This is a genomic window from Pyxidicoccus xibeiensis, assembly GCF_024198175.1.
Classification (GTDB): domain Bacteria; phylum Myxococcota; class Myxococcia; order Myxococcales; family Myxococcaceae; genus Myxococcus; species Myxococcus xibeiensis.
In genome coordinates, this window is record NZ_JAJVKV010000012.1 from 79247 (window position 1) to 100229 (window position 20983).

Annotated in this window: 18 protein-coding genes; 9 read left to right on the plus strand and 9 right to left on the minus strand. The window is 69.9% G+C overall.

Going from position 1 to position 20983, the window contains the following annotated elements:
- The first annotated feature begins 289 nt into the window (after positions 1-289).
- Both LXT23_RS37200 and LXT23_RS37205 read left to right on the plus strand, forming a co-directional pair.
- Positions 290-2497, plus strand: coding sequence for a zinc metalloprotease (locus tag LXT23_RS37200; protein WP_253985178.1), 2208 nt, complete (start codon positions 290-292; stop codon positions 2495-2497).
- Positions 2494-3447, plus strand: a complete 954-nt coding sequence (locus LXT23_RS37205) for a tetratricopeptide repeat protein (protein ID WP_253985179.1) — start codon at positions 2494-2496, stop codon at positions 3445-3447. Before LXT23_RS37200 ends, LXT23_RS37205 begins: the two co-directional genes overlap by 4 nt.
- A 761-nt stretch (positions 3448-4208) precedes the next feature.
- On the opposite strand, the gene LXT23_RS37215 is transcribed toward LXT23_RS37205, so the two are convergent.
- The 3 genes from LXT23_RS37215 to LXT23_RS37225 form a co-directional block, all read right to left on the minus strand.
- Complete coding sequence (locus LXT23_RS37215) at positions 4209-5543, minus strand: DsbA family protein (protein WP_253985180.1); 1335 nt, start codon at positions 5541-5543, stop codon at positions 4209-4211.
- Positions 5544-5679: 136 nt separating this feature from the next.
- A complete protein-coding gene (locus LXT23_RS37220; RefSeq protein ID WP_253985181.1) occupies positions 5680-6447 on the minus strand; it encodes a hypothetical protein in 768 nt (255 codons plus the stop codon).
- The gene (locus LXT23_RS37225) at positions 6444-6950 is read right to left on the minus strand and encodes an RNA polymerase sigma factor (protein ID WP_253985182.1); all 507 of its coding nucleotides are present in this window, start codon (positions 6948-6950) and stop codon (positions 6444-6446) included. Before LXT23_RS37225 ends, LXT23_RS37220 begins: the two co-directional genes overlap by 4 nt.
- A gap of 247 nt (positions 6951-7197) precedes the next feature.
- On the opposite strand from LXT23_RS37225, the gene LXT23_RS37230 reads away from it, so the two are divergent.
- From LXT23_RS37230 to LXT23_RS37240, 3 genes are read left to right on the plus strand one after another with little or no spacing between them, the layout of a single operon-like run.
- Positions 7198-8466: a caspase family protein gene (locus LXT23_RS37230; protein ID WP_253985183.1), complete on the plus strand. Its 1269-nt coding sequence runs from the start codon at positions 7198-7200 to the stop codon at positions 8464-8466.
- On the plus strand, positions 8463-9233 hold the full coding sequence (locus LXT23_RS37235) for a hypothetical protein (protein WP_253985184.1): 771 nt from the start codon (positions 8463-8465) through the stop codon (positions 9231-9233). Before LXT23_RS37230 ends, LXT23_RS37235 begins: the two co-directional genes overlap by 4 nt.
- The gene (locus LXT23_RS37240; protein ID WP_253985185.1) at positions 9230-10366 is read left to right on the plus strand and encodes an Ig domain-containing protein; all 1137 of its coding nucleotides are present in this window, start codon (positions 9230-9232) and stop codon (positions 10364-10366) included. The genes LXT23_RS37235 and LXT23_RS37240 overlap by 4 nt, the downstream gene beginning before the upstream one ends.
- Before the next feature lie 3 nt (positions 10367-10369).
- On the opposite strand, the gene LXT23_RS37245 is transcribed toward LXT23_RS37240, so the two are convergent.
- Positions 10370-11908: a hypothetical protein gene (locus tag LXT23_RS37245; RefSeq protein ID WP_253985186.1), complete on the minus strand. Its 1539-nt coding sequence runs from the start codon at positions 11906-11908 to the stop codon at positions 10370-10372.
- Positions 11909-12101: 193 nt separating this feature from the next.
- Here LXT23_RS37245 and LXT23_RS37250 point away from each other — a divergent pair, with 193 nt between their 5' ends.
- Both LXT23_RS37250 and LXT23_RS37255 read left to right on the plus strand, forming a co-directional pair.
- A complete protein-coding gene (locus LXT23_RS37250) occupies positions 12102-12992 on the plus strand; it encodes a bZIP transcription factor (protein ID WP_253985187.1) in 891 nt (296 codons plus the stop codon).
- Positions 12993-13061: 69 nt separating this feature from the next.
- The gene (locus LXT23_RS37255; RefSeq protein ID WP_253985188.1) at positions 13062-13295 is read left to right on the plus strand and encodes a hypothetical protein; all 234 of its coding nucleotides are present in this window, start codon (positions 13062-13064) and stop codon (positions 13293-13295) included.
- Positions 13296-13303: 8 nt separating this feature from the next.
- On the opposite strand, the gene LXT23_RS37260 is transcribed toward LXT23_RS37255, so the two are convergent.
- Entirely contained in the window at positions 13304-13906 is a 603-nt protein-coding gene (locus LXT23_RS37260) for a CDP-alcohol phosphatidyltransferase family protein (protein WP_253985351.1), read from the minus strand.
- 492 nt (positions 13907-14398) lie between these two features.
- Here LXT23_RS37260 and LXT23_RS37265 point away from each other — a divergent pair, with 492 nt between their 5' ends.
- On the plus strand, positions 14399-15250 hold the full coding sequence (locus LXT23_RS37265; RefSeq protein ID WP_253985352.1) for a DUF4846 domain-containing protein: 852 nt from the start codon (positions 14399-14401) through the stop codon (positions 15248-15250).
- Between the two features lie 88 nt (positions 15251-15338).
- Here the strand turns inward: LXT23_RS37265 and LXT23_RS37270 are convergent, their stop codons facing one another.
- The 4 genes from LXT23_RS37270 to LXT23_RS37285 all read right to left on the minus strand — a co-directional run bounded on the left by LXT23_RS37270 (position 15339) and on the right by LXT23_RS37285 (position 19413).
- Positions 15339-16391 (minus strand): fatty acid desaturase family protein, encoded by a 1053-nt coding sequence (locus LXT23_RS37270; protein ID WP_253985189.1) that lies wholly within the window; start codon positions 16389-16391, stop codon positions 15339-15341.
- Positions 16392-16699: 308 nt separating this feature from the next.
- On the minus strand, positions 16700-17995 hold the full coding sequence (locus tag LXT23_RS37275; RefSeq protein WP_253985190.1) for a cytochrome P450: 1296 nt from the start codon (positions 17993-17995) through the stop codon (positions 16700-16702).
- A 483-nt stretch (positions 17996-18478) separates the two neighbouring features.
- On the minus strand, positions 18479-18892 hold the full coding sequence (locus LXT23_RS37280) for an STAS/SEC14 domain-containing protein (RefSeq protein WP_253985191.1): 414 nt from the start codon (positions 18890-18892) through the stop codon (positions 18479-18481).
- Positions 18893-18996: 104 nt separating this feature from the next.
- Complete coding sequence (locus LXT23_RS37285; RefSeq protein WP_253985192.1) at positions 18997-19413, minus strand: STAS/SEC14 domain-containing protein; 417 nt, start codon at positions 19411-19413, stop codon at positions 18997-18999.
- 197 nt (positions 19414-19610) lie between these two features.
- On the opposite strand from LXT23_RS37285, the gene LXT23_RS37290 reads away from it, so the two are divergent.
- Complete coding sequence (locus LXT23_RS37290) at positions 19611-20900, plus strand: ABC transporter substrate-binding protein (RefSeq protein ID WP_253985193.1); 1290 nt, start codon at positions 19611-19613, stop codon at positions 20898-20900.
- The last annotated feature ends 83 nt before the right edge of the window (positions 20901-20983 follow it).

Genomic DNA, 20983 nt, shown 5'->3' on the forward strand with positions numbered 1-20983 from the left:
CATCATGACAGGACCATGACGAACGCGGGTGCCCAGCCTGAAGTCAAGCTTCTGCGCCAGCTTCACGTAGATGCCACCGGAGTTGTCCTGGATGGCGAAGGCTCCTGGCTGCACCGTCAGCGGCACTTTGCGTCCACAAATAACTCCACTCTCCAGCAATGATTTACACCCTCTTAGGCTTCGTTAAATGCATGCCGAGAGCTGCTTATGTTTGACTCCTCAACAATGCTTTGAAAGAACCAGATTGAATTGCCGCGTCACCGGCCGATGGCGCGCCACTGAGGGGGATATGAATCGAATTTGTCTACTGGCGCTGTACGCGGTGCTCTGGGCTGGATGTGGCTCTTCGAATGAGGAAGCACCACGGCTCTCGCAGAATTTCACGCGACTCACGGACGAGACCTGGTACGGGGCGTACACCATGCTCCGTGAGGAGTGGGAGGACTCGTTCTGGTCAGAAACATCCCCGGGATGTGTCTCGTTCTCATCGTCGGAGACGAGCTACCGCGACATGCTTCTGCATGACATCGTCTCGGACGACACAGGCGCCCGCTTCGCGGCGTCGCGAAAGAGGACCTCCAGGTCGGTCTACAAACGCACCAGCTTGTGCGACGGCTGCACTGACACGACAACCGATATCGGATTGGCCTCCGGCTCCGGGGTCGTCGAGGCGGATATCGACGTTGGGATTGATTTCGACGAGGGTGTCTCCGTCCTCATGGTCACCCCATGGGATACCATCCTGGAGCAGTCGTCCCACACCACCACCTACGAGAGTACTTGTTCGGGGCCTGAGGAGCAGGGCATGTCGGGGGAGGCGGACATCGTCGCCGCAATCGATGAGATAGGTTACTGGCTGCCCGGAGCGACCCCTGGGAGCTACATCATCTATGGCTCACGGGTCGAGACCAGCTCCAGTGGCGATCATCATTGGCGGGACACCTATACCTGGCGCTTCAGCAACAAGCAGGAGGTCCGGCTGGTCATCGATGCCGTCAACCTCGAGAACTGGAGGCCCCTGGCGACCTACTGGGATGGCTCGGGTGCTCCGCCCACCACCGGGGGAGCCCACCTGAAGCTTGAGGCAATCCTGGTTCCCCTGCCGAGCTCCACTTCTGCGCCCCTGCCCAAGGCGAGGAAGATTACCTTCAAGCTCCTGAAATCCTCTTCCGTGCCCGGCATCGCCATGAATGCCCCGCTGTACAACGCCGAGAACAGCCCGCAAGACCTGCAGTTCGAGCAGGCACGGAACCAGGCGCTGGGCATGGTGTTCGTCAACAAGGACCGGGTGGAGACCGCTCCGGGAAGCCTGTACGAGTTCGCGAGCGCGGAGCTCTCTTCCTTCGACTCCGGTGCGTATGGAGAAGTCACCGCCGAGGCGGAGCTTGAGGATGGCACCATCATCACCGCACGCTTCCGCGACACGGGCGACAACCCCATGCGCATTCCCAAGCGCGCTCCTGACTCCTACGTGGCGGAGAAGTGGATGCAGGACCACGGCGCGGGCGCGGCGGGAGACTTCGTCGACGAGGAAAAGCTCGCGGGAGGTGCGGGGGACGGGCACTTCGGAGACGGGCTGACGATGTACGAGGAGTACAGGGGCTTCTTCGCCAACAATATCTGGTTCGATACGCGCCCCGCCGAAGTGGACCTCATGGTGCTCAACGACACGAGTGAGAGCCTGAAGGCGGACATCGACAGCGGCATCCAGCGCTTCGCGACCGCCTCCGGACTCAAGGTGCACTCCGCGTTCACGCGGCAGGACCTCGAGACCCCCATGGACCACACGGACTACGACGCAACCAAGCGGGTCATCAACCTCAACACGCTTGAGGAAGGTGGCCGTCACAAGGTGGACCAGCACGCCGTCGTGCTGCGGCTCTCCAGCAACGCACTGAGTCCCATATCGCAGACATATGGCGGCCCCAGCAGCCCGAAGAATATCTCTCAGATCGAGCTCTCCCGCAGGGCGACGGGGGACAAGCTGGTGTGGACGGTCGCGCACGAACTGGGGCACGCCGTGAACATCCCGCACCATGGAGAAGGCGGCATCCGGGACGCCTACTGGGCGCTTCGCCCCGATGGCTCCTTCCACGAGACCGCAGACTCGACGACGACGACGGGGGTGCCAGTCATCTTGAAGCTGGAGGCAACAGGGCAGGTCTTCTCCTCCTCCGTGTCCACCGAAGTCACGCTCTCCACGAAGCTGCAGGGCCTCGCCAGTGGCGACGAGACGTGCTTCATGCGCTACCCGATCGCGACTGGCATCGAGCGCGCGTCCGAGCCGGGCGTGCGGTACTACATCTTGTCCCCAGAGCCCTACGGCGTGACCCTGTGCCTGGATGGGATGGGGAAGGACTTCAATTCGAACCGAACCTACCCCGACGGCAGTCCTCGCCCTTCCCGGCATGGGAACGCCGCGGCGGGCCGTGGCAACTGTATGCATCGCACCTGTATCAACGACTTCCACGCACATCCTTCGGGAGGGACGCCATGATGAGGCGATTGGCAGGCATCTGGATTTTTCTGCTGTGCCTCGGGGGGACTCTGGCTGCCGCTCAATCCCCAGCGCAGGCTCCGCCCGAGTACCCTCGGCTCTACGTCACGCCCAAACCGGAGACGCTGGTCCCCGGGTGGCCGCTCGTCGTGGACGTGGAGATCGTCCATGCGGAGCGTGGCGACGCTGACGGCGCGCGAGACACCGTGCTCGCACCGGACTGGCACCGTCATCTTCGCCTGGATGCGTGGCAGCGCCCGAGGGAGTCACTCCGAGGCAAGCCCCGCCCGCCCTTCCTTGGCTGGCCGTTCAAGCTCACGGCGAACACCTCCGGGAGACTGGTGGTGAGCCGTCGAGGAACTCCGGCCGACAAGCGGGTCGTTCACTTCGTGCTGTCCCCAGCCGAGACGGCCAAGATCCTGCCTGGTGTTTATGAGATCGAGGCGGAGTTGGCTCCGCGCAGCGTGGAGGGAGGCGGAGGAAGCTGGCGGGTCAAGGGGCCCTACAGTGCCCAGCTCACGGTGCGCGAGGCGCCTGCGGAGCTGACGGGCTCCGTGGCCTGTGATGCGGTGCGGGCCCAGGCGGACTACCACGCGGCGCTTGGCGAGCCGCGGCGGGCGGTTGCCGTCCTGGATGAATTCCTGGTCAGGAATGCCGCGACGGCGGACACACTGTGCTGGGGCGCGCGCGGCCAGCTTGCCGAGCGGCATGGGCAGCTCCGGGAGGCGGTGGAGTATTATCGGAAGGCCAACCGCGCCTATCGGCGGGACTACAAGCCCACCGACAATCCCGACGCCATTCGGGAGCCGCCCTACCAGCTTCATTGCATGTCGCTGCTGGACACGCTGGCGGGGAGGAAGACCGGGAGGAACGAGGCCATCAATCCAACCGCCGAGAAAATGCTCCCCGAGAAGATGCTCGGCCGGCCACGGCGGGATACGTGCGATTGACCTCGAGGCTCGGATACCAGGGCGCCTCGCGGTAACAGAACAGCGGTCGCCGCCTCGAAGGCAGGCTACGAGGCGGCGGCCCCGCTCGCGGACGTACTCGCGCAGGCAGGCCCATGATGCGACATCCGCGACCGAGGCCGTGAGCAACTCCTGGCTCGGCTGCTCACCTTGCAAGGGCTGGCTTCTAGCAATTCCTTCCGCGTCTTCGAGCTGTTGATGGCCAGCGACACGCCTCTTCAGGAAGTGGAAGCCGTTCAAAGGTCCGTACGAGCCATGACGACCCGGCGCCCGGGTCAGCAGAAGACCTGGCTTCCCCCTCCACCAGGCGTCTCATTCGCCCTGGAGCGGGTTCACGGATGGCGACGTCCACAATTGGGAGCTCCGCTTCGTGGGGGTCGCAGAAGTAGACTTGGACGTTGGTGTCGAGGGTGAAGCGCACGTGCTCGGCCATTTCCTTGCCCTGGTCCCAGGTGAGGGTGCGGCGCAAGGCGTCGGGCAGCTGGCGAATCTGGTGAGTGAGGGCCTCACGCACGTGGGGGGGCGGTGCGCCCCTCGGGCAGGTGCAGCAGCAGGACGTAGCGGCTGCGGCGCTCCACCGGGCACCTTCCGGATGCACGCCGCCCTGCCGTGCATCCCGACTGGTGCGTTCACCGATTGAGACCGCCAAAAAGAAAAGCCCAGCAACCCCGGAGGATTGCTGGGCTCTCAATGGCGAGGAGTACGGGATTTGAACCCGTACTCCCGAGCACCCCAGTGGTGGCCTACCGCGCCGCCACGCCTGACTTCTTCAGCTCGTCGTCGATGATGCGGCGGAAGTGGTCGATGGGCAGCGCGCCCACCACGGGCCGGCCGTTGATGAAGAACGTCGGCGTCGCGGACGCGCCCACGCGCGCACCCTCGCTCGCATCCGCCGTCACCTGCGCGTCGTGCTTGCCCGAGTCCAGCGCCGCCTTGAAGCGCGCCTCGTTCAGGCCCAGCTGCTTCGCGTAGCCCTCCAGCGACGCCCTATCCAGCTGCCGCTGGTTGGCGAAGAGCAGGTCATGGAACTCCCAGAACTTGCCCTGCTCGTGCGCGGCCAGGGACGCGGCGGCGGCGAGCTTCGCGTTGGGGTGGTTGGGCAGTGGCTGGTGCTTGAAGGCCACGCGCAGCTTGCCGGCGTACTCCTCCTCCAGCGTCTTCAGCGTCGGCACCGCGCGCGAGCAGAACGGGCACTCGAAGTCGGAGAAGGCCACCACCGTCACCGGCGCATTCGCCGGGCCGCGCGCCGGCGCGTTGCCCACGTCCACCTTCTGCGGCGGCAGCTCCTGCTGCGCGGCGGGCGCCGCCGGCGCGGGCGGCCGCTCCACGCCCTTCTCCATGACGCGCGCATACACCTCCGTCGGCCGCACGCCGCCCTTCACCAGCGCCTCCGCCTTGCCCAGCTCCTCGTCCACCACGCCCGTGAAGACCTCCAGCGGCACCGCGCCGTTGATGAAGCGGCCGTTGACGTAGAAGGCCGGAGTCCCGGTGGCGCCCACCTTCATCGCCAGCGCCTCGTCCTGGCGGATGCGCTCCGCCAGCCGCGGGTCCGCCAGGTCCTTCTTCCACCGCTCCACGTCCAGCCCCAGCTCGCGCGCGTAGCGCTCCAGGTCGCTGTCCTTCAGCGCGCGGGCATTGGAGAAGAGCGTGTCATGGAACTCCCAGAACTTGCCCTGCTCCCCCGCGGCCAGCGCCGCCAGCGCGGCGGGCCGGGCGCGCGAGTGGTTGCCCAGCGGGTGGTGCTTCATCACCACGCGCAGCTTCTTGCCGTACTTCTGCTGGAGCTGCTTCACCGTGACGTGCCCGCGCGAGCAGAAGGGGCACTCGTAGTCGGAGAACTCCACCAGCGTGACGAGCGCGTCCTCCGCGCCGGCCGCCAGCGAGCCGTCCACCGGCACCTTGTAGACGGTGGGAGAAACCGGCGGACGCTGCCGCGCCCCGGGCGCCTTCGCCGCTGACGGCGCACCGCGAACCTCGGCGCCTCCACCGGCTGCATCTGCGGGACGGCTCACCCGTCCCCCCACGAACCCCAGCACGAGCCCCACGGCGAGGCTCACCCACACGGACGGTTTGGACACGGCGCGACTCCTCGGGAAGAGACACCGGTGGCGTGCGATGTGCCGCACCGCCACCCGCTCGGGCCTTCACGGCCCGGTGTCCGCGTAGTGACGCGAGCCCGTCCGGAGTTTCAGCGCCTTTTTCCGCCAGCCTTTGTCAGCGGGGCGTGAGCGTCACCCGGCTCTCCTCGAGCACCCGGCCCTGCGCATCGGTGAAGCGCGCCCGCACATCCAGCGCGCCCGAGAGCCAACCCCCCTGCACCGGCGTGCTGAACGGCAGGGTGACGTCGACCCCGGGGGAGACCTCCGTCGCCGGGCCCTCGCTGGGGAAGAACCGCAGTGGCTCACCCGAAGGCGCCGCCGCTTCGATGGTCAGCCGCGCCGCAGCCGGCGCCGTGTAGCTGAACTGCACCGAGCCGCCCTCCGCGCACGCCAGCGTCCCGCCCGGCCGCGCCTCGGCCAGTGCCTTTCCGTCCGCACCGATGCAGAAGGCCCGCACGCCAAAAGCCGAGCCCGAAGCCGATGAGCGCGCCTGCCACTCGGAACCCGGCGCCTGCTCCACCTGTCGTGGAAGCACCACCAGCATGGCGACGCCCGCCGCCACCGCGAGCCCCAGGCCCGCGCCCATCCACGGCTGGAAGAAGGAGCGCCGCTCGGACTCTAACGCCCGGGCCGGAGCCCTCGCTGGAGCCACGCTCGCGCCAAGCCGGGCGAACAGTGCCCCCTCCAGCAGTGCCTGACGGCTGTCGGGCAGCGCGCGCTTCTCCAGCGAGGACTCCACCCGGGACAGCTTGTCGTACGTGCCACGGCAGCTCGCGCAGGTGGCTGCGTGCGAGCGCAGCTGCGTGAAGCCTTCCGCGTTCAGCGTTCCGAGGAAGAGTGCCTCCAGGGCCCGCTTCGCCTTCCTGTCCGCGCACTCGCTCATGAATCACCTCGCCGTCTGAAGAAGCTCCAGCCCCGCGCCTCCAGCCCTTCCAGGTAGCCGCGGGCCTGGAGGAACCCGAGCAGCCGCGTCTTGATGCCGTGCTCCCGCCGCCGCACCTGGATGCGGGTGAGTCCCAGCTGGCTCGCCGCCGTCTCCTGCGCCAGCCCTTCACCGAAGCGCAGCTCGAACAGCCGCCGCTCCTCCGTGGTCAGCCCTTCCTTGAAGCCCGCCACCAACGCCTCCACCTCCCGGTCCTCCAGCGTCTGCGCCAGCCCGCCGCCGTCCTCCGTCACCTCGGCCGGGTCCCCGAAGGGCTCCAGCCCCACCGACACCTCCCGGTTGCGCGTCTGCTCCAGCAGCACGTTGCGGGCGATTCCCATCAGGAAGTGCCCGTACGGCCGCGTCCCGTCGTACGCCGCCCGCGCCCGCGGCTCGAAGGCCCGGGCGAACGTCTCCAGGAGCAGGTTCTCCAACTCCATCGTGCTTCGCAGGTGGGAGAACACGCCTCCCCTCCAGGCAGCCGCCCTCAGCATGCGAGCGAGCCCCTCCGCGTTCGCGCGGTACACCGCCGCCAGTGCCTCCGGTATTCCTTCCCGGAAGCGCCGCAATGTCTGGTCATCCCACTCCATCCCTCACCGGCTTACCGCGCTGTGCGGTCCCCGTCATCTCATGTTGTCAGAAAGGGGTCCGGGTGGATTGCGCGACTGAACTCATGGCAGTGTCCCAGGCCGCGCCCCGGTATCCATGCGAATGAGATTGCTCCTCCGCGCACCCCACAAGGCCCTGTGGGCCCTGCTCCTCGTCTCGGCCACGGCGAGCGCCGCGACGCCTGAAGGTGGCGCGGCCTACGCGCTCATCGTCGCGCACAACGGCGGCCTGGACCGGACCCAGGCCCCGCTGCGCTACGCGGACGATGACGGCGCGCGTTACCACGAGCTGCTGGCCCCCCGCGTGCGCGAGGCGGTGCTGCTGAGCGTGCTGGACGCGGAGACGCAGGTGCTCCACCCGGGGCTGGCCGCGAAGACGCGTCCGCCCACCCGCGCCGCGCTGAAGGAGACCCTCACGCGGCTGAACGCGCGCATGGCGGAGGACCGGGCCCGGGGTGAGCGGCCGGTGCTGTACTTCGTCTTCACCGGCCACGGGAAGCGCGGCGCCGCGGGGGAGGGGACGGTGAGCCTGCTGGACGGGCCCTTCACCCGCACGGACCTCTTCGAGGGCGTGCTCGCGCCCAGCCAGGCCTCGTTCGTCCACCTCATCGTGGACGCGTGTGATTCGTACTACTTCGTGCACTCGCGCGGCGCGCTGCCGGTGGGCCCCGCGCACACGGAGGCCGTGAAGGGCCTGCTGGCCACGCGCGAGCTGGAGCGCTACCCGCAGGTGGGCGTGGTGCTGTCCACCTCCACCGAGCAGGAGAGCCACGAGTGGAGCGCCATCCGCTCGGGTGTCTTCAGCCACCTGGTGCGCTCGGCGCTCACGGGCGCGGCGGACGTCAACGCGGACGGGCGGGTGGAGTACTCGGAGCTGCACGCCTTCGTCGCCGCGGCCAGCCAGGGCGCGGAGGACGTGCGCGGGCGGCTCGCGGCCTTCGTCCGGCCTCCCTCGCTGGACCGCACGGCGTCGCTGGCGGACCTGGGCTCGCGCGCGGCGGTGGGGTACCTGATGGTGCCCACCGGCACGGAAGGCCGGCTGTGGGTGGAGGACTCGCGGGGCCTGCGCGTGGCGGAGTTCCACAAGGAGCGGGAGCGCTCGCTGGTGCTGGCGCTGCCCACGGGCCGGGCCTACTTCCTGCGCAGGAGCGGGCGCGAGGCGGCCTTCACCTTCGCCCGGGCGGGCGCGGTGGTGGACGGCGGCGGGCTCGCGTGGCGTGAAACGGCGCTCGCCTCGCGCGGGGCGGTGCAGGATGCGCTTCGCGACAGGCTGTTCTCGGTGCCCTTCGGCTCGCGCTTCTATCGGGGCTACGTGGCCAGTCTCGAATTGCCTCCGGTGACGCCAGAGGAAGGACCGGACCTGTCGCCATGAGTGTCGTGGCCCTCGCGCTGTCGCTGGCGCTCTCGCAGGCGGCGGCTCCCTGTCAGGGGGAGCGGCTGGTGCTGGCCCCCTTCGACACGGTGGCGCTGCCGCGCGCGGAGGCTCGCGGGCTGGAGGACGCGGTGCGCAAGGCCGTGGCCGCCACGCCCGGCGTGTGCCTGGAGTCTCGCGCGGACACGGTGGCGCGGGTGCGCACGCTGGGCCCGAGCGCCCTGGCGTGTGACGGCGCGACGTGCCTGGGCGCGCGCGGGGTGGCGTCCGGCGCGGCGTGGCTGGTGCGCGGCGTGGCGCTGGGCGTGGGCGGCGCGCGCAGCGTGGTGCTGTCGCTGGAGGATGCGCGAGGCTTCGAGGCGCGTGAGACGTTCCAGCTCCCCGGTGTGAACGCGGAGCCCGGCGAGGCCGAGGCGCGGGCCCGCCAGACCTTCAAGACGCTGTGGACGGGGCGGCCGCTGGAAGGCGGTGCGGCGCGCACGGCGGCGGTGGAGCGTCCGAAGCGGCTGTGGCCGAAGGTGCTGCTGGCGGCGGGCGGTGCGGCGCTGGCGGCGGGGGTGGGCTTCGGCGTGGCGTCGCGTCGCGCGGAGTCGCGCCTGTCCGCCGGAAACTCGGGCTGCACGGGCGAGGGCGAGGCCTTCCGTTCCTGCCTCGACGGGCGGGTGCGAGACGGCCGGCGGCAGGCCACCACCGCCAACGTGTTGATGGGTACGGGCGCGGTGCTGGGCGCGGGCGGGGCCTTCTTCCTGGTGTGGGAGCTGCCATGAGGCGTGCGCTGCCGGGCATGTTGGGCCTGCTGCTCGTGGCGGCGTGCACCTTCGCGCCGGACCTGTCGCGCTACCCCCGGTGTGATGCGCAGGGGGCGTGCGAAGCGGGCTGGACGTGTCTGACTTTGGAGTCGCGCTGCGTGCCGGACTGCGGGGAGCACGGCGTGTGCCCGGCGCCGGAGCCGGACTCCGGTGAGGACAGCGGCCTGCCTGGAGCGGACGCGGGTGATGCGGGCGACGTGCCGGATGGCGGCTCGGGCGAGGACGGGGGCGTGGATGCGGGCACCGACGCGGGCTCGGACGGCGGTGCCGACGCGGGGCCGGTGTCGCTCGGGCTCGAGCTGGACGGCTTGGCCCAGGGCATCGAGGGCAAGGCGTACGGCGACCGTCTGCGCGCGAGGGGAGGAACGCCGCCGTACATCTTCACGGCCACCGCGCCGCTGCCCGCGGGGCTCTCGCTCGAAGAGGATGGCTGGCTGTCCGGCACTCCTGCCGTGGCGGGAGACTTCTTCCTCGCCATCGACGTGACGGACCAGGGCGACCCCATGAAGCGGGCCAGCGGCAGCATTCCCCTGCGCATCCGCCCCGTGCTGCACTTCGCCGGGCCGGGCACGCTCGCGGACGCGCCGCTCAACTATGCCTACTCGGAGCGCCTGTCCGCCACGGGAGGCAAGCCGCCCTACCGGTTCACGGTGGCCGAGGGCAGCACGCTGCCGTCAGGGCTCCAGCTGAACGAGGAGACGGGCGTCCTGACGGGGACGTCCGGGCGGACGGGAGTGGTGAGGTTCCACATGACGGTGAAGGACGACGACTCGCCGCCCCAGGAGGTCACGCGCGAGCTGACGCTGACGACGGTGGACCTGGGCCTGCTGCCGTTGGGGGTGAGGCTGATGACGCGGTCCCTGCCGGACGCGCGCAAGGGGACGCCGTACAGCTACACCCTGCGCTCTGCGGGAGGGACGGGGGCCAACTGGACGGTGCAGGGCGTCCTGCCCCCCGGCATCGAGTTCAATGCCTCGCAGGCGCTGCTCTCGGGGACGCCCACGCAGGCCAGCACCACCTATCCCCTGAGAATCACCGTGTCGGACCTGACGACTGCGTCCCCGGGTGACGTGACGCTCGAGGTGAAGTGAGGCTCAGGCCAGGGTGAGCAGCGGGCTGCCCTCGGGGACCAGCGGCGGCGGCAGCGCCCACAGCGCGGTGGGGTTGCGGTAGCCCAGCTCGAAGGCGGTGAGGATGGCGGGCCACCGGTCCGCGAAGCCCGCCCAGTTGTACTCGGTGGGCTTGGACGTGAGCGGGTTGAGGTCGCGGTCCTTCTGGCTGGCCGCGTAGTCGGAGAAGTTCCACGTCACCGGGCCCAGCTCCAGGCGCAGCAGCGGCGTCAGCGCCTGCATCAGGTCCGGGCGCGAGACTTCCTTCGGCAGCCGCGCGGGCGGGGTGAAGGCGGGCTGCACCGCGTCGTGCTGCTCGCGCCAGGCGAAGCAGTTGTTGGCGATGGTGACGAGGGCCTCGCGCGCGGCGCCACCGGGCGCCTGGCGAGCAGTCTCGGTGAGCGCGAAGGCGGCCACCACCAGGCTGTTGCCGGACACGTCTGGCAGCAGGCGCGCGAAGTCGGACGGGGCCGGCTGCTCGCGCGTGCGGGTGACGAGGACGTCGTACGCGCGGCGGGCCTGTGCGGGCGTGGCGCCGGGGAGCGTGAAGTCTCGCAGCACGCGGTCCGGCGTGAGCGAGCCCGCGCCCTGGCGCCAGGCGAGGTACGCCTGCGCCGAGCCGCCGATGTCGGTGAAGATGGCGACGTTGCCCTCGTTGAGCATGCGCTCCAGGGTGAGCGTCAGCGCCTCGGCCTTGTCGAGCGGCAGCACACCGGGGGCCTGGAAGAACAGGCGCGCGATGCGGTGCGCGGTGGACCAGAGCGTGCGCGCGTCGGCCAGCGGCTCCAGGTTCATGGCGCCCGCGAGCGCGCCAATCACGGCGGCGGCGTCTCGCGGCAGCCCGTGCCAGCCGAGCGCGGTGGACAGCTTCTCCGCGCCCTGGCGCATGGGGCCGGTGAGGCCCACGCGGTCATACGCGTTCGAGGCGCTGGAGAGCGTCTCTCCCTGCGCGAGGTCGATGATGCGCCGGGCGATGGCGGCGCCGAGCATTCCCTTGCCGGCCTCCTGCGACGCATGCGGCGCGAAGGCGAACCAGCACGGGCGCACGCGGCTGGTGCCGCCCGGGCGGAAGTCCGGGTCCAGCAGCGCCTGCAGCGTCTGGGCGATGTGGATGTAGCCCTGGGTGATGAAGCGGTTCTGCTGCAGCGGGGTGCCGGGCGGCACGGTCGTGGGCGCGAGCAGGTCCGGCGCGGGGGCGCGCAGCACGTTCAGCTCGCGCACCACGTTGTGGAGCTCGGCGGTGGGAAGCGCCTGGGGCGAGTGGAGGCGCATGGCGGTGCGCGGGGGCTCCATGGCGGCGGAGTCGAGCTGGGGCGGGTGGACGCGCATGGCGTTGCGCGGGGGCTCCACGGCGGAGGAGTCGAGCTGGGGCGGGTGGAGGCGCGTGGCGTTGAGCGGGGGCTCCACGGCGGTGGTGGCCAGGTCCGTCCGGGGCGGGTGGACACGCATGGCGGTGCGAGGAGGCTCCGCCGGAGCGGGGCTCGGCTTCGCCGCGGGCGGGGAGAGGGGACGCTTCTTCGCCATGAGGTCGCTCCGGGACAGGGAGGGGACGCGCACTATCGCCGGAATGCCCTGGGGAATGCTCGTGGGGCGGGCGTCCTCGCGAGGTGGCAGGGGCCTGTCAGGTGCCTTGCCCTCCGAGCACCTCCCGCTCTGGCGGGTGGTTGTCCGTGACCCGGCAGTCCCCAACTTTGAACCAGAAGGGAGGCCAGGGCACATGCCGCGCAAGGCCAGGTGGACGGTGTTGGGAATCGCGGGGCTGTCGCTGCTGATGTGCGGCGGGTGCTCGGCCGAGGCGCAGTCCGGAGCGGCGAGTCCCCAGGGGACGACGTCGCAGGTGGCAGCCGGGTCCGAAGCAGGCGCGGCGCAGGGCCCACGGGCGAGCGGGCAGGCACGGCCCCGGGATGAGGTCGCGGACCTCCAGGCCAGCGTGGCCGAGCTCCGCGTGCAGGTCGCCGAGCTCCGCCAGGAAGTGACGCGCCTGCGTGCGCAGGTGGCGGAGACGGGCGTGGGTGGCTCGGGCGACGTGGGCACGGCGGCGGGCAGCGGCACCGGAGGCTCGGGGACCGCGGGCACGGGCACAGCGCAAGGAACAGGCACGGCTCAGGGCACGGCCCAAGGAACAGGCGGTGCGGGCGGCGTGGGCACTGCGCAAGGAACCGCCGGCGCGGGCACGGCTCAGGGCACGGCCCAAGGAACAGGCACGGCTCAGGGCACGGCGCAAGGAACAGGCAACGCGGGCACGGCGCAAGGCACGGGCGGCGCGGGCACGGGTGCGCAGGGCACGGGAGCAGGGGCCGCGGGCACCCTGCGTGACGTCCCTCCGGCGGGCACGGGCCTGCCGGGCCCTCAAGGCACGGCGGTGGTGAACGCCGTCTACACGGGCGTGGTGCGCTCGGTGTCGGAGAAGCAGGTGGTCATCGACGTCGGCGGCGGTTCGCCGGTGACGCTGGGGGTGGAGGCGGAGACGAAGGTGCTCCGCGACGGGAAGAACCTCGATGTGCGCCAGCTCAAGCCGGGCGAGCAGGTGCGAGCGGTGGTGGACCTGGTGGGCCCGGAGAAGACGCTGGAGATCGCCGTGCAGCCAGCGGCGGCTCCGAAGCGGTGAGCCAGGGAGCCGGCCCACGCTCCGTCAGTCGCACGCCTCATGCGCGTCCCTGTGAGGGAGGTTTCCATCATGACGGCCTATGACCGATATCGCGCGCTCCTGCGCAAGCTGGTGCTCGTACGTGCGCGGCATCCGGACGGCGACTCCCCCGAGGAGGATGCCCTGCTGGACGTCCTGGACGAGGTGTGGACGGAGATGACCGAGGGCGAGCGCTCCGCCATCTCCTCCGAGCGGGCCCGTGCGCTGGGCCTGCCAGACACCGAGTCCCATGGCACCGACTCCGCGCCGCCGCCCCAGGGCTGACGCCCGTCCTACTTGCGCGCCGTGGGAAGGGGCGCGTGCGGGCCTTGCGCTTCGTGGGAGTCCGGGCGTGCGCGCCGGGCGTCGGGGGCACGCGGCCGGGCGCGCAGCACCGCGCGTGAGTAGTCCACCACCGAGGCGAGCGACAGCACGCCGATGAGCGCCACGAGCGGCGCCACCGCGGGCTGGAAGAGCAGCACACACAGCAACGCCAGCAGTTGCAGCGAGGTGACGACCTTGCCGAGCAGCCGTGCCTTGAGCTCCACCGGCCGCAGGCCCGGCACCACGCGCGCGACGATGAAGCCGATGGCGGTGCCGATGTCACGCACCACCAGCAGCAGCACCTCCGGCAGGGCGATGAGCCCGTCGAAGTAGCAGACGACGATGGCCGTCACCATGAAGCCCCGGTCGGCCACCGGGTCGATGAGCGCGCCGATGCGCGTGGCGAGTCCCTTGTGGCGGGCAATCCACCCGTCCAGGAAGTCCGTGAACGCCGCCAGCATGATGAGCGCCGCGCGCACCACGGCGTCAGGGATGACGATGAACGCCACCGCCAGCGGCAGGCGGGAGAGCGACAGGGTGTTGAGCAGCGCGAGACTCGCCTGGCGGCGCATATGCATCCAAGGTGCTTCCTCAACCCCCGCCGTGCATCTGCTTGGAAGAACGACCGTTCAGCGCTGGACCGGGCCCCAGCGAGCAGGGAGGCGGCGCCCACCTCCCGGAGTCGCCGAACCCTCCAGAAAAGCCTGGAAGCCCGGTCCCCGTGGGCCGTGCGACATCTGCGAGAATCTTCCAACCCCTGGGTCTGTCACCTCCCGTGCCGACCCTCCTGTCCCCGGAGCCGCCGCGCCGTGCTTGCGCCCCACCGTGTCCCGTCCCGCGCTTCCACCCCGTCCTCCAGCAGCGGTCCACGCCAGGAGCCCGGCCGGCACGCCCCCCGCCCCCGTCCATCCGCGCTCACCGCGCCGGGGCTCCTGCTGCTCGCGGCGCTGCTGCCAGGCGTGGCGAAGGCCTCCGGAACCCCACCCGCCAGCACCCCGGAGGGGAGGATCAACTCCGAGGTGAGCCAGCCGGCCCGCGACACCGTCCTCGGCCCGAGGCGCCAGGTGCTCTCGCTCCTCGGCCAGGAAGCCGCCACTCCCAGCCCCGACACCGGCCCCCGCGCCCCCACCCGCGAGGAGCTGGCGCGCTACGCCTGGCTGTCCCCGGAGGCGAAGGTGCGTCCACTGGAGTCCGCCATCGCCCCACCGGAGGGCTACACGCGCATTCCCGTGGATCAGGGCTCGTTCGGCGCGTGGCTGCGGGGCCTGCCCCTGCGTCCCGAGGGCACGCCGGTGCTCCACTTCCGGGGCGGCGAAATCCTGGCCGCCGACGACGCGAGGCTGGCGGCGGTGGCGGAGCTGGACGTGGGCACGGCCAACCTGCAGCAGTGCGCCGACTCCGTCATCCGCCTCCACGCGGAGTGGCTCTGGTCCAGCAAGCAGCACGAGCGCATCGCCTACCGCTTCACCAGCGGGCACCTCGCCTCGTGGCCGAAGTACGCGGCGGGAGACCGGGCACGCGTCGCCGGCTCCAAGGTGACGTGGGTGCGCAGCGCCGGTGCGGACTCCTCGCGCGCCGCGTTCCGCGCCTACCTGGACCTGGTCTTCAACTACGCGGGCACGCTGTCCCTGGAGCCCCTCAAGGGCCGGCCCTCGCGAGACGAGGCGCGGCCCGGGGACTTCTTCGTGCTGGGCGGCAGCCCGGGGCACGCGGTGCTGGTGCTGGACGTGGCGACGAACGCGCAGGGGAAGCGGGTGGCGCTCTTGGGCCAGGGCTTCATGCCGGCGCAGGACTTCCACGTGCTCTCCCCGGGCCCGGGAGCGGACGGCGCGCCGTGGTTCGCGCTGGAGGGCGACGCGGTGGCCACGCCCTTCTGGAAGCCCTTCCCGTGGTCCTCGCTGCGGCGCTTTCCGTGAAGCCCCCCGGCCTCATCGGTGACGTTTCCGTCGGACGCCTGCTCACGAGGCCCGTAGGGAAGGGCCCACGTCGTACTGACTGCGGAGCCTACGAGTGCAGCGGCTGGCTCATGCTCTCGGGCTGCGGCGCCGCGACGGGCACCGCGGCGGCCTTTGGCGCGCGGGTGATGTACTCGCGGATGCTGTTCTCGCGGCCCAGGTACGAGTCGAACATGTTCACCCCGTCCTCCAGCAGCCCGGCCTTCTCCAGCTCCTTGTGCATCACGGGCAGGTTGTAGAAGGGCACGGACGGGAAGGCGTGGTGGGTGAGGTGGTAGTGCACGTTGAGGGGGGCCACGAAGAAGTTCTCCAGCGCGGTGCCCGTCACGTCGCGCGTCTCGCGCGTCTCGTCGCCCTTGGGCGTCTCGCCCACCGGGTGCTCGCCCAGCGCGCGCATCCGGAAGAAGGCCATCATCACCGTCGTCGTCGGCAGCACCCACAGGACCAGCCAGTGCAGCCACGCGCCCGTCGTCACCAGCACCGTGACGAGCGCGGCCACGTACAGCCAGTAGCGCACGTGCTCGGCGGCGGAAATCTTCGGCTGGCCCTTGCGCGCCAGGCGGCCCCAGTACGTCCAGGGCAGCACCACCTTCAGGTGGTTGGGCGCGTACAGCCCCAGCGCGTCCATCATGAACACCGCGGTCGCCCGCAGCGGCGTGCGCGGGAAGTGCCACGACCTGTCCGTCTGCTGGCCCGCCCAGTACGGGTCCTGCGGCGTATTCACGTAGCGGTGGTGCAGCATGTGCTCGTGCCGGTAGCCCACCGTCGTCATGTTCAGCGGGAAGGCGCAGAGCAGGTCGCTGACCACGTCGCCCACCTTGCGGTTGGACAGGAAGTGGTAGTGCGCCGCCTCGTGCATCAGCGCCAGCATCGCGTGCTGCCGCGAGGCGATGAGGAGCGCTGCAATCGGCCACGCCCACCAGCGGTCCACCACCGCCACGAACGTGAAGCTGGCCGCGATTCCCAGCCACTGGCACGCCAGCGCCCATAGGGCCCGGCCGTTCTTCACTTCGGACATCTCGCGGGTGATGGCCGCCAGCGCCTGACGGTCAACGCGGCGCGCGAACTGGGTATCCGCCTCGTCCACTACTTCGGCGTACATAGTCGGGGGGCTCCTTCTGCTTTACTCAGAAGCAGGGTGGGTACCGACTCTTTCTCCCGAAACGGGGTGGTCTGGCAAGAATATTCTTTCAGCACCGGAAGCGTTTCAGAGTGAAACCATGCTTTCGGGTCTGCTGTTACCCAGTGGGAGTTTTTTCTGACTCTCCTATTCACCCCGAGTGAGGTGCGCATCGACCGCAGGTCGTATGTCTTCACCTCCCCGGACGCCAGAATCCAGACATGTGAAGGGCCTGGAGACCGATGTGGTCGCCAGGCCCTTGGGACTGTGTCGGAGGTATGAGGAAAGGGTTACTTCCTGGGCGTCCACTCCACCTTCAGGTGCTTCATCTGGCGAAGGACGATGCTCTGCCAGGTGCCGTAGTCCTGCTTCGGGACGAGCCGCAGGTCCGGCAGCCGGTCCAGCAGGACGTTGGTGGTGATTTGATACTGGAGGCGGGCCAGGGGCGCGCCCAGGCAGAAGTGGGTGCCGCGGCCGAAGGTGAGGTGCTGGGGGACCTTCTCACGCGTCATGTCCAGCTTGCCCGCGTGGGGGCAGAGCGACTCGTCCCGGCTGCCGGCCGCGTACAGCAGGAGCAGGCGCGAGCCCTCCGGAATCTTCACGCCGCCAATCTCCACGTCCTCGCGCGCGGTGCGAATCATGGCGTGGGACACGGAGTCGAAGCGGCTGGACTCCTCGAGGAACTTCATCACCCAGTCCCGGTTGTCCCGCAGCTGCCCCCACATGCCGTGCTCCAGGGCCAGCTTCCACGTGTTGGCCAGCAGCGCCGTGGTGGACTCGTGGCCGGCGGACAGCATGGACGCGCCAATGGCCATCACCAGCTCGTGCAGCGACAGCGCCTCGCCGTTGTCCTCCACCTCCACCAGGTAGCTCGTCAAATCCTCGCGCGGATTCTTGCGGCGGTCCTCGATGAGGCGGATGCAGTAGTGCTGGAACTCGATGACGCCCTTCGCCATCTCCACCTGCTTCTCGGCGGGGATGTGCTCGAAGGTGAGCTGCTGCCAGTCCGCGCTCCACTTCTTTATCTTCCAGACGTCCTCGTGCGGCACGCCCATGATGCCGAGGATGACGTGCACCGGCAGCGGATAGGCCAGCTGCTCCACCAGGTCCGCGCGCCCGTCGTTGGCGAACTTGTCGACCAGGTTGTGGGTCATCTCCCGGATGAAGGGCTCCATGGCGGCGATGCGCTGCGCGGTGAAGCCGCGGTTCGTCAGGCGGCGCAGCCGGGTGTGCTCCGGCGGGTCCATGCCCAGGAGCACGTGCTTGGTGTCGAACCCCTGGGCGAGGACGCGCTTCGCCTCCTCCGTCAGGTGCGTGCCGCTGCCCAGCATGTCCCGGTTGGAGAAGCGCGCCGGGTCCTTCAGCACCGACGAGATGTCGTCATAGCGGCTGATGAGCCACATGTTCAGCATGGGGCTGAAGGTGACGGGCTCCTCCTTGCGCAGCCGCTCGAAGAAGGCGTGCGGGTTGTCCACGTGGGGGCCCACGAACGGGTTGTACTGCGCGCCCAGATGGGGGCTCACGGGCGTCGCTGACGCGTGGGCGGGAACACCGGTCTCTTCCTGCTTCTGGACTGTCACGGGCATGGCATGACTCGTCAGGTCGAGCGAGCCCCCCCGGGTCGCTCCCTGGAAACGGGTGGTTGGGTGAAGGGGGAGGTGCCCCTTCACGGGGTACGGCAGGGTGTCGGGGGAGCTGGCGAGGACTAACGGGCGAGGTGGAGCTCCCTCGGATGCCAGCCTATACAACATATTCGAGGCTCATTGCCAGTGTGAGCGCATTTTTTCACAATTACGGGCTTTTGATGACGCCGTTACATTCCGCCGCGAGGGTATAAGTCCCCGTCCCAGCGCGGTTTTTCACCGCACGTGGTGTGTCTCATGACTCTGGGTGGAGCGGAACTGGTGACTTCCCGACAGCTTGCGTCAGGGGCGGAAGTGGAGCGCCACGCTGTCCGCGCAAGGGGAGCGGCCCGGGGTGGGGCAGACCCGGCCAGGGCCCCAGGATGGGCCCGGCGGGTGGGTGGGCCGCCGCGGGACGGACGGCGGGCCCTGGGCGTCAGGTGGGGGTCAGCCGCTCTTGCGCTGCAACTGCTTGAGGCGGTGCTGCTGCACCCAGGCGCGCGCCTCGGGGAGCGTCTTCACGAAGGTGGTCTCGAAGCGCGTCTTGCCGGTGAAGAGCATGCCCAGGGCTATCACCTTGCCGAAGGTCTGCTGGACGACGTCCGCTCCCACGTAGATGGCGCCCTTGAACCAGTCGGCGCGGCCATTCTCCGACAGGTACCGCCGAGGCTCCGCCCCGAGCTGGGACTGACCGATTTCGGCGATCATGTAGTAGGGCCCGTGCTTCGCAACCTCGCCGTACACCTCCACGGCGCGCTTGATTTCGTCCAGGCTGATGGGCCCGGAGAAGGTGGCCACCACGATGTCTGGCGGCTCGTAGCGCACCATGTGGGCGCCGAACTTCCACTCCTGTTGCTGCATGTCACTCCCTTCGGAATCCTCCGGGAACATACCCCTCGCGGCTGACGGGCGCGAGCTTCACGAGTTTCACGGGGAGTTCTTGGAATGGGCCCCGGCAGGGAGGCTCAGCCCGTCTTCCGCTTCCGCTGGACGCGGTGCTGGGCAATCCAGGCGTGGGCTTCCTCGACGGTGGGCATGAAGACGGTCTCGAAGCTCGTCTTGCCGGTGAAGAGCATGGCCAGGGCAATGGCCTTGCCGAAGGTGCGCTGGACGACGTCGGCGCCGACGTAGATGACGGCGTGGAACCACTCCGAGCGGCCATTGTCGGAGAGGTACCTGCGGCCGGCCGTGTCAATCTGGGAGCGGCCGATGTCGGCGACGCAGTAGTACTGGCCATGGCGCTCGAAGGTCTCCCGGTAGAGCTGGGAGGTGCGCTTCACCTCATCCATGTTGATGAGGCCATTGAAGCTGGCCACCAGGGTGTCTGGCGGCTCGAAATGGGCGCTGTGCGCGCCGAACTTCACTTCTTCCTGCTGCTGCATCGAGTCCCCCTCGCGGTTGGCATGTGAGGATAGCGCCCGCTGCCCCTGGGAGCGAAATCCCTACCCCCGGTGTGAGGACATATTCCATGCCCGGAAGGGCAGGAATTGAGGCTGCCTGCTCGCAGGTGTTGGCATGCGGACCGTGGGCCTCGGGAAACCTTGACCCGCCACGGGGTGGCTGGAGTCATGCCGGGCCCATGGGCCGCCGCTTCGACACGTTGCTCGCGCTGGGCCTCACCGTGCTGGCCTTGGCCATGGGCCTGGCTGGCTGCAAGCGCTCCGAAGAGTCCCGCGAGGCGGCGGGGCGCACGCGGCTCGTCTTCAAGTACCAGCCGCTGTGGGGGCCGCCGGGGCCGTTCAGGGAGCTGCTGGCGCGCTTCGAGCGGGAGAACCCGGGCGTGGAGCTGGTGACGGAGGCGCTGCCGAACGCGTCGGACCTGGCGCACCAGTTCTTCCTCACGTCGCTGGAGGGCGGGGCGGACGACTTCGACGTGCTGGTGGCGGACGTCGTCTGGGTGCCGGAGTTCGCGCGGGCGGGCTGGATTGCGGACCTGTCGGAGCACTTCCCGCCGGAGCAGCTGCGCGCGGACTTCTTCCCGGGGCCGGTGGATGCGGTGCTGGTGGATGGGAAGACGTACGCGGTGCCGTGGTACCTGGACGTGGGCGTCCTCTATTACCGCAAGGACCTGGTGCCGCGGGCGCCGCGCACGTACGAGGAGCTGCAACGCTTCGCACGGGAGGCGATGGCGAAGGCGCCCGGCCTGCAGGGCTATGTCTGGCAGGGGCGGCAGTACGAGGGGCTGAGCTGCAACGTGTACGAGGCGCTCTGGGGGCACGGGGGCGAGGCGCTGGGGGCGGGCGGGAAGGTGCTGCTGGACGCGGAGCCGGCGCGCGAGGCGCTCGGGTACCTGCGCGGGCTGGTGCGGAGCGGGGTGTCGCCCGAGACAGTCACGGGCTTCTCGGAGGAGGAGTCCCGGCGCGTCTTCCAGGAGGGGCGCGCGGTGTTCATGCGCAACTGGCCGTATGCGTGGGGCGAGGCGCAGAAGCCGGACTCGCCCATCCGGGGCAAGGTGGGCATTGCCCCGCTGCCGACGAAGGGGGGCGAGCCGGGGTGGGGGACGCTGGGCGGGTGGCAGCTCGCGGTGAATGCGCATGTCTCACCGGAGCGGAGGAAGCTGGCGGCGCGGCTGATTGCGCACCTGACGTCGCCGGATGCGAACCTGGTGCTGGCATTGAACTACGCGCGCAACCCGCCGAGGCCGGCGGTGTATGACAATCCGAAGCTGCGCGAGGCGGAGCCCTTCATCGCGAGCCTGCGGCAGATGGTGGAGCGGGCGAGGCCGCGGCCGGTGACGCCGTACTACAACCTCATCGCGGACGTGCTGCAGAGCGAGTTCTCCGCGGCGGTGGCGGGCATCCGCACGCCCGAGGACGCGCTGAAGCGGGCCCAGGAGCAGGTGGACCACCTGACGGGGGTGGACGAGTGAGCGGGACGGGAGCGGCGCGGAGGCGTGGAAGGAACGTTCATTCCGGCCAGCGCCCGATGGCCAGCGGCTCGGGGCCGGGCGGT

Bases quoted from the DNA above. Each gene is read 5' to 3' on its own strand.
- LXT23_RS37270 (WP_253985189.1), bottom strand. From the start codon at position 16,391: ATGTACGCCGAAGTAGTGGACGAGGCGGATACCCAGTTCGCGCGCCGC.
- LXT23_RS37260 (WP_253985351.1), bottom strand. From the start codon at position 13,906: ATGCGCCGCCAGGCGAGTCTCGCGCTGCTCAACACCCTGTCGCTCTCC.
- LXT23_RS37220 (WP_253985181.1), bottom strand. From the start codon at position 6,447: ATGAGCGAGTGCGCGGACAGGAAGGCGAAGCGGGCCCTGGAGGCACTC.
- LXT23_RS37205 (WP_253985179.1), top strand. From the start codon at position 2,494: ATGATGAGGCGATTGGCAGGCATCTGGATTTTTCTGCTGTGCCTCGGG.
- LXT23_RS37235 (WP_253985184.1), top strand. From the start codon at position 8,463: ATGAGTGTCGTGGCCCTCGCGCTGTCGCTGGCGCTCTCGCAGGCGGCG.
- LXT23_RS37230 (WP_253985183.1), top strand. From the start codon at position 7,198: ATGAGATTGCTCCTCCGCGCACCCCACAAGGCCCTGTGGGCCCTGCTC.
- LXT23_RS37200 (WP_253985178.1), top strand. From the start codon at position 290: ATGAATCGAATTTGTCTACTGGCGCTGTACGCGGTGCTCTGGGCTGGA.
- LXT23_RS37255 (WP_253985188.1), top strand. From the start codon at position 13,062: ATGACGGCCTATGACCGATATCGCGCGCTCCTGCGCAAGCTGGTGCTC.
- LXT23_RS37290 (WP_253985193.1), top strand. From the start codon at position 19,611: ATGGGCCGCCGCTTCGACACGTTGCTCGCGCTGGGCCTCACCGTGCTG.
- LXT23_RS37275 (WP_253985190.1), bottom strand. From the start codon at position 17,995: ATGCCCGTGACAGTCCAGAAGCAGGAAGAGACCGGTGTTCCCGCCCAC.
- LXT23_RS37285 (WP_253985192.1), bottom strand. From the start codon at position 19,413: ATGCAGCAGCAGGAAGAAGTGAAGTTCGGCGCGCACAGCGCCCATTTC.
- LXT23_RS37245 (WP_253985186.1), bottom strand. From the start codon at position 11,908: ATGGCGAAGAAGCGTCCCCTCTCCCCGCCCGCGGCGAAGCCGAGCCCC.
- LXT23_RS37240 (WP_253985185.1), top strand. From the start codon at position 9,230: ATGAGGCGTGCGCTGCCGGGCATGTTGGGCCTGCTGCTCGTGGCGGCG.
- LXT23_RS37280 (WP_253985191.1), bottom strand. From the start codon at position 18,892: ATGCAGCAACAGGAGTGGAAGTTCGGCGCCCACATGGTGCGCTACGAG.
- LXT23_RS37250 (WP_253985187.1), top strand. From the start codon at position 12,102: ATGCCGCGCAAGGCCAGGTGGACGGTGTTGGGAATCGCGGGGCTGTCG.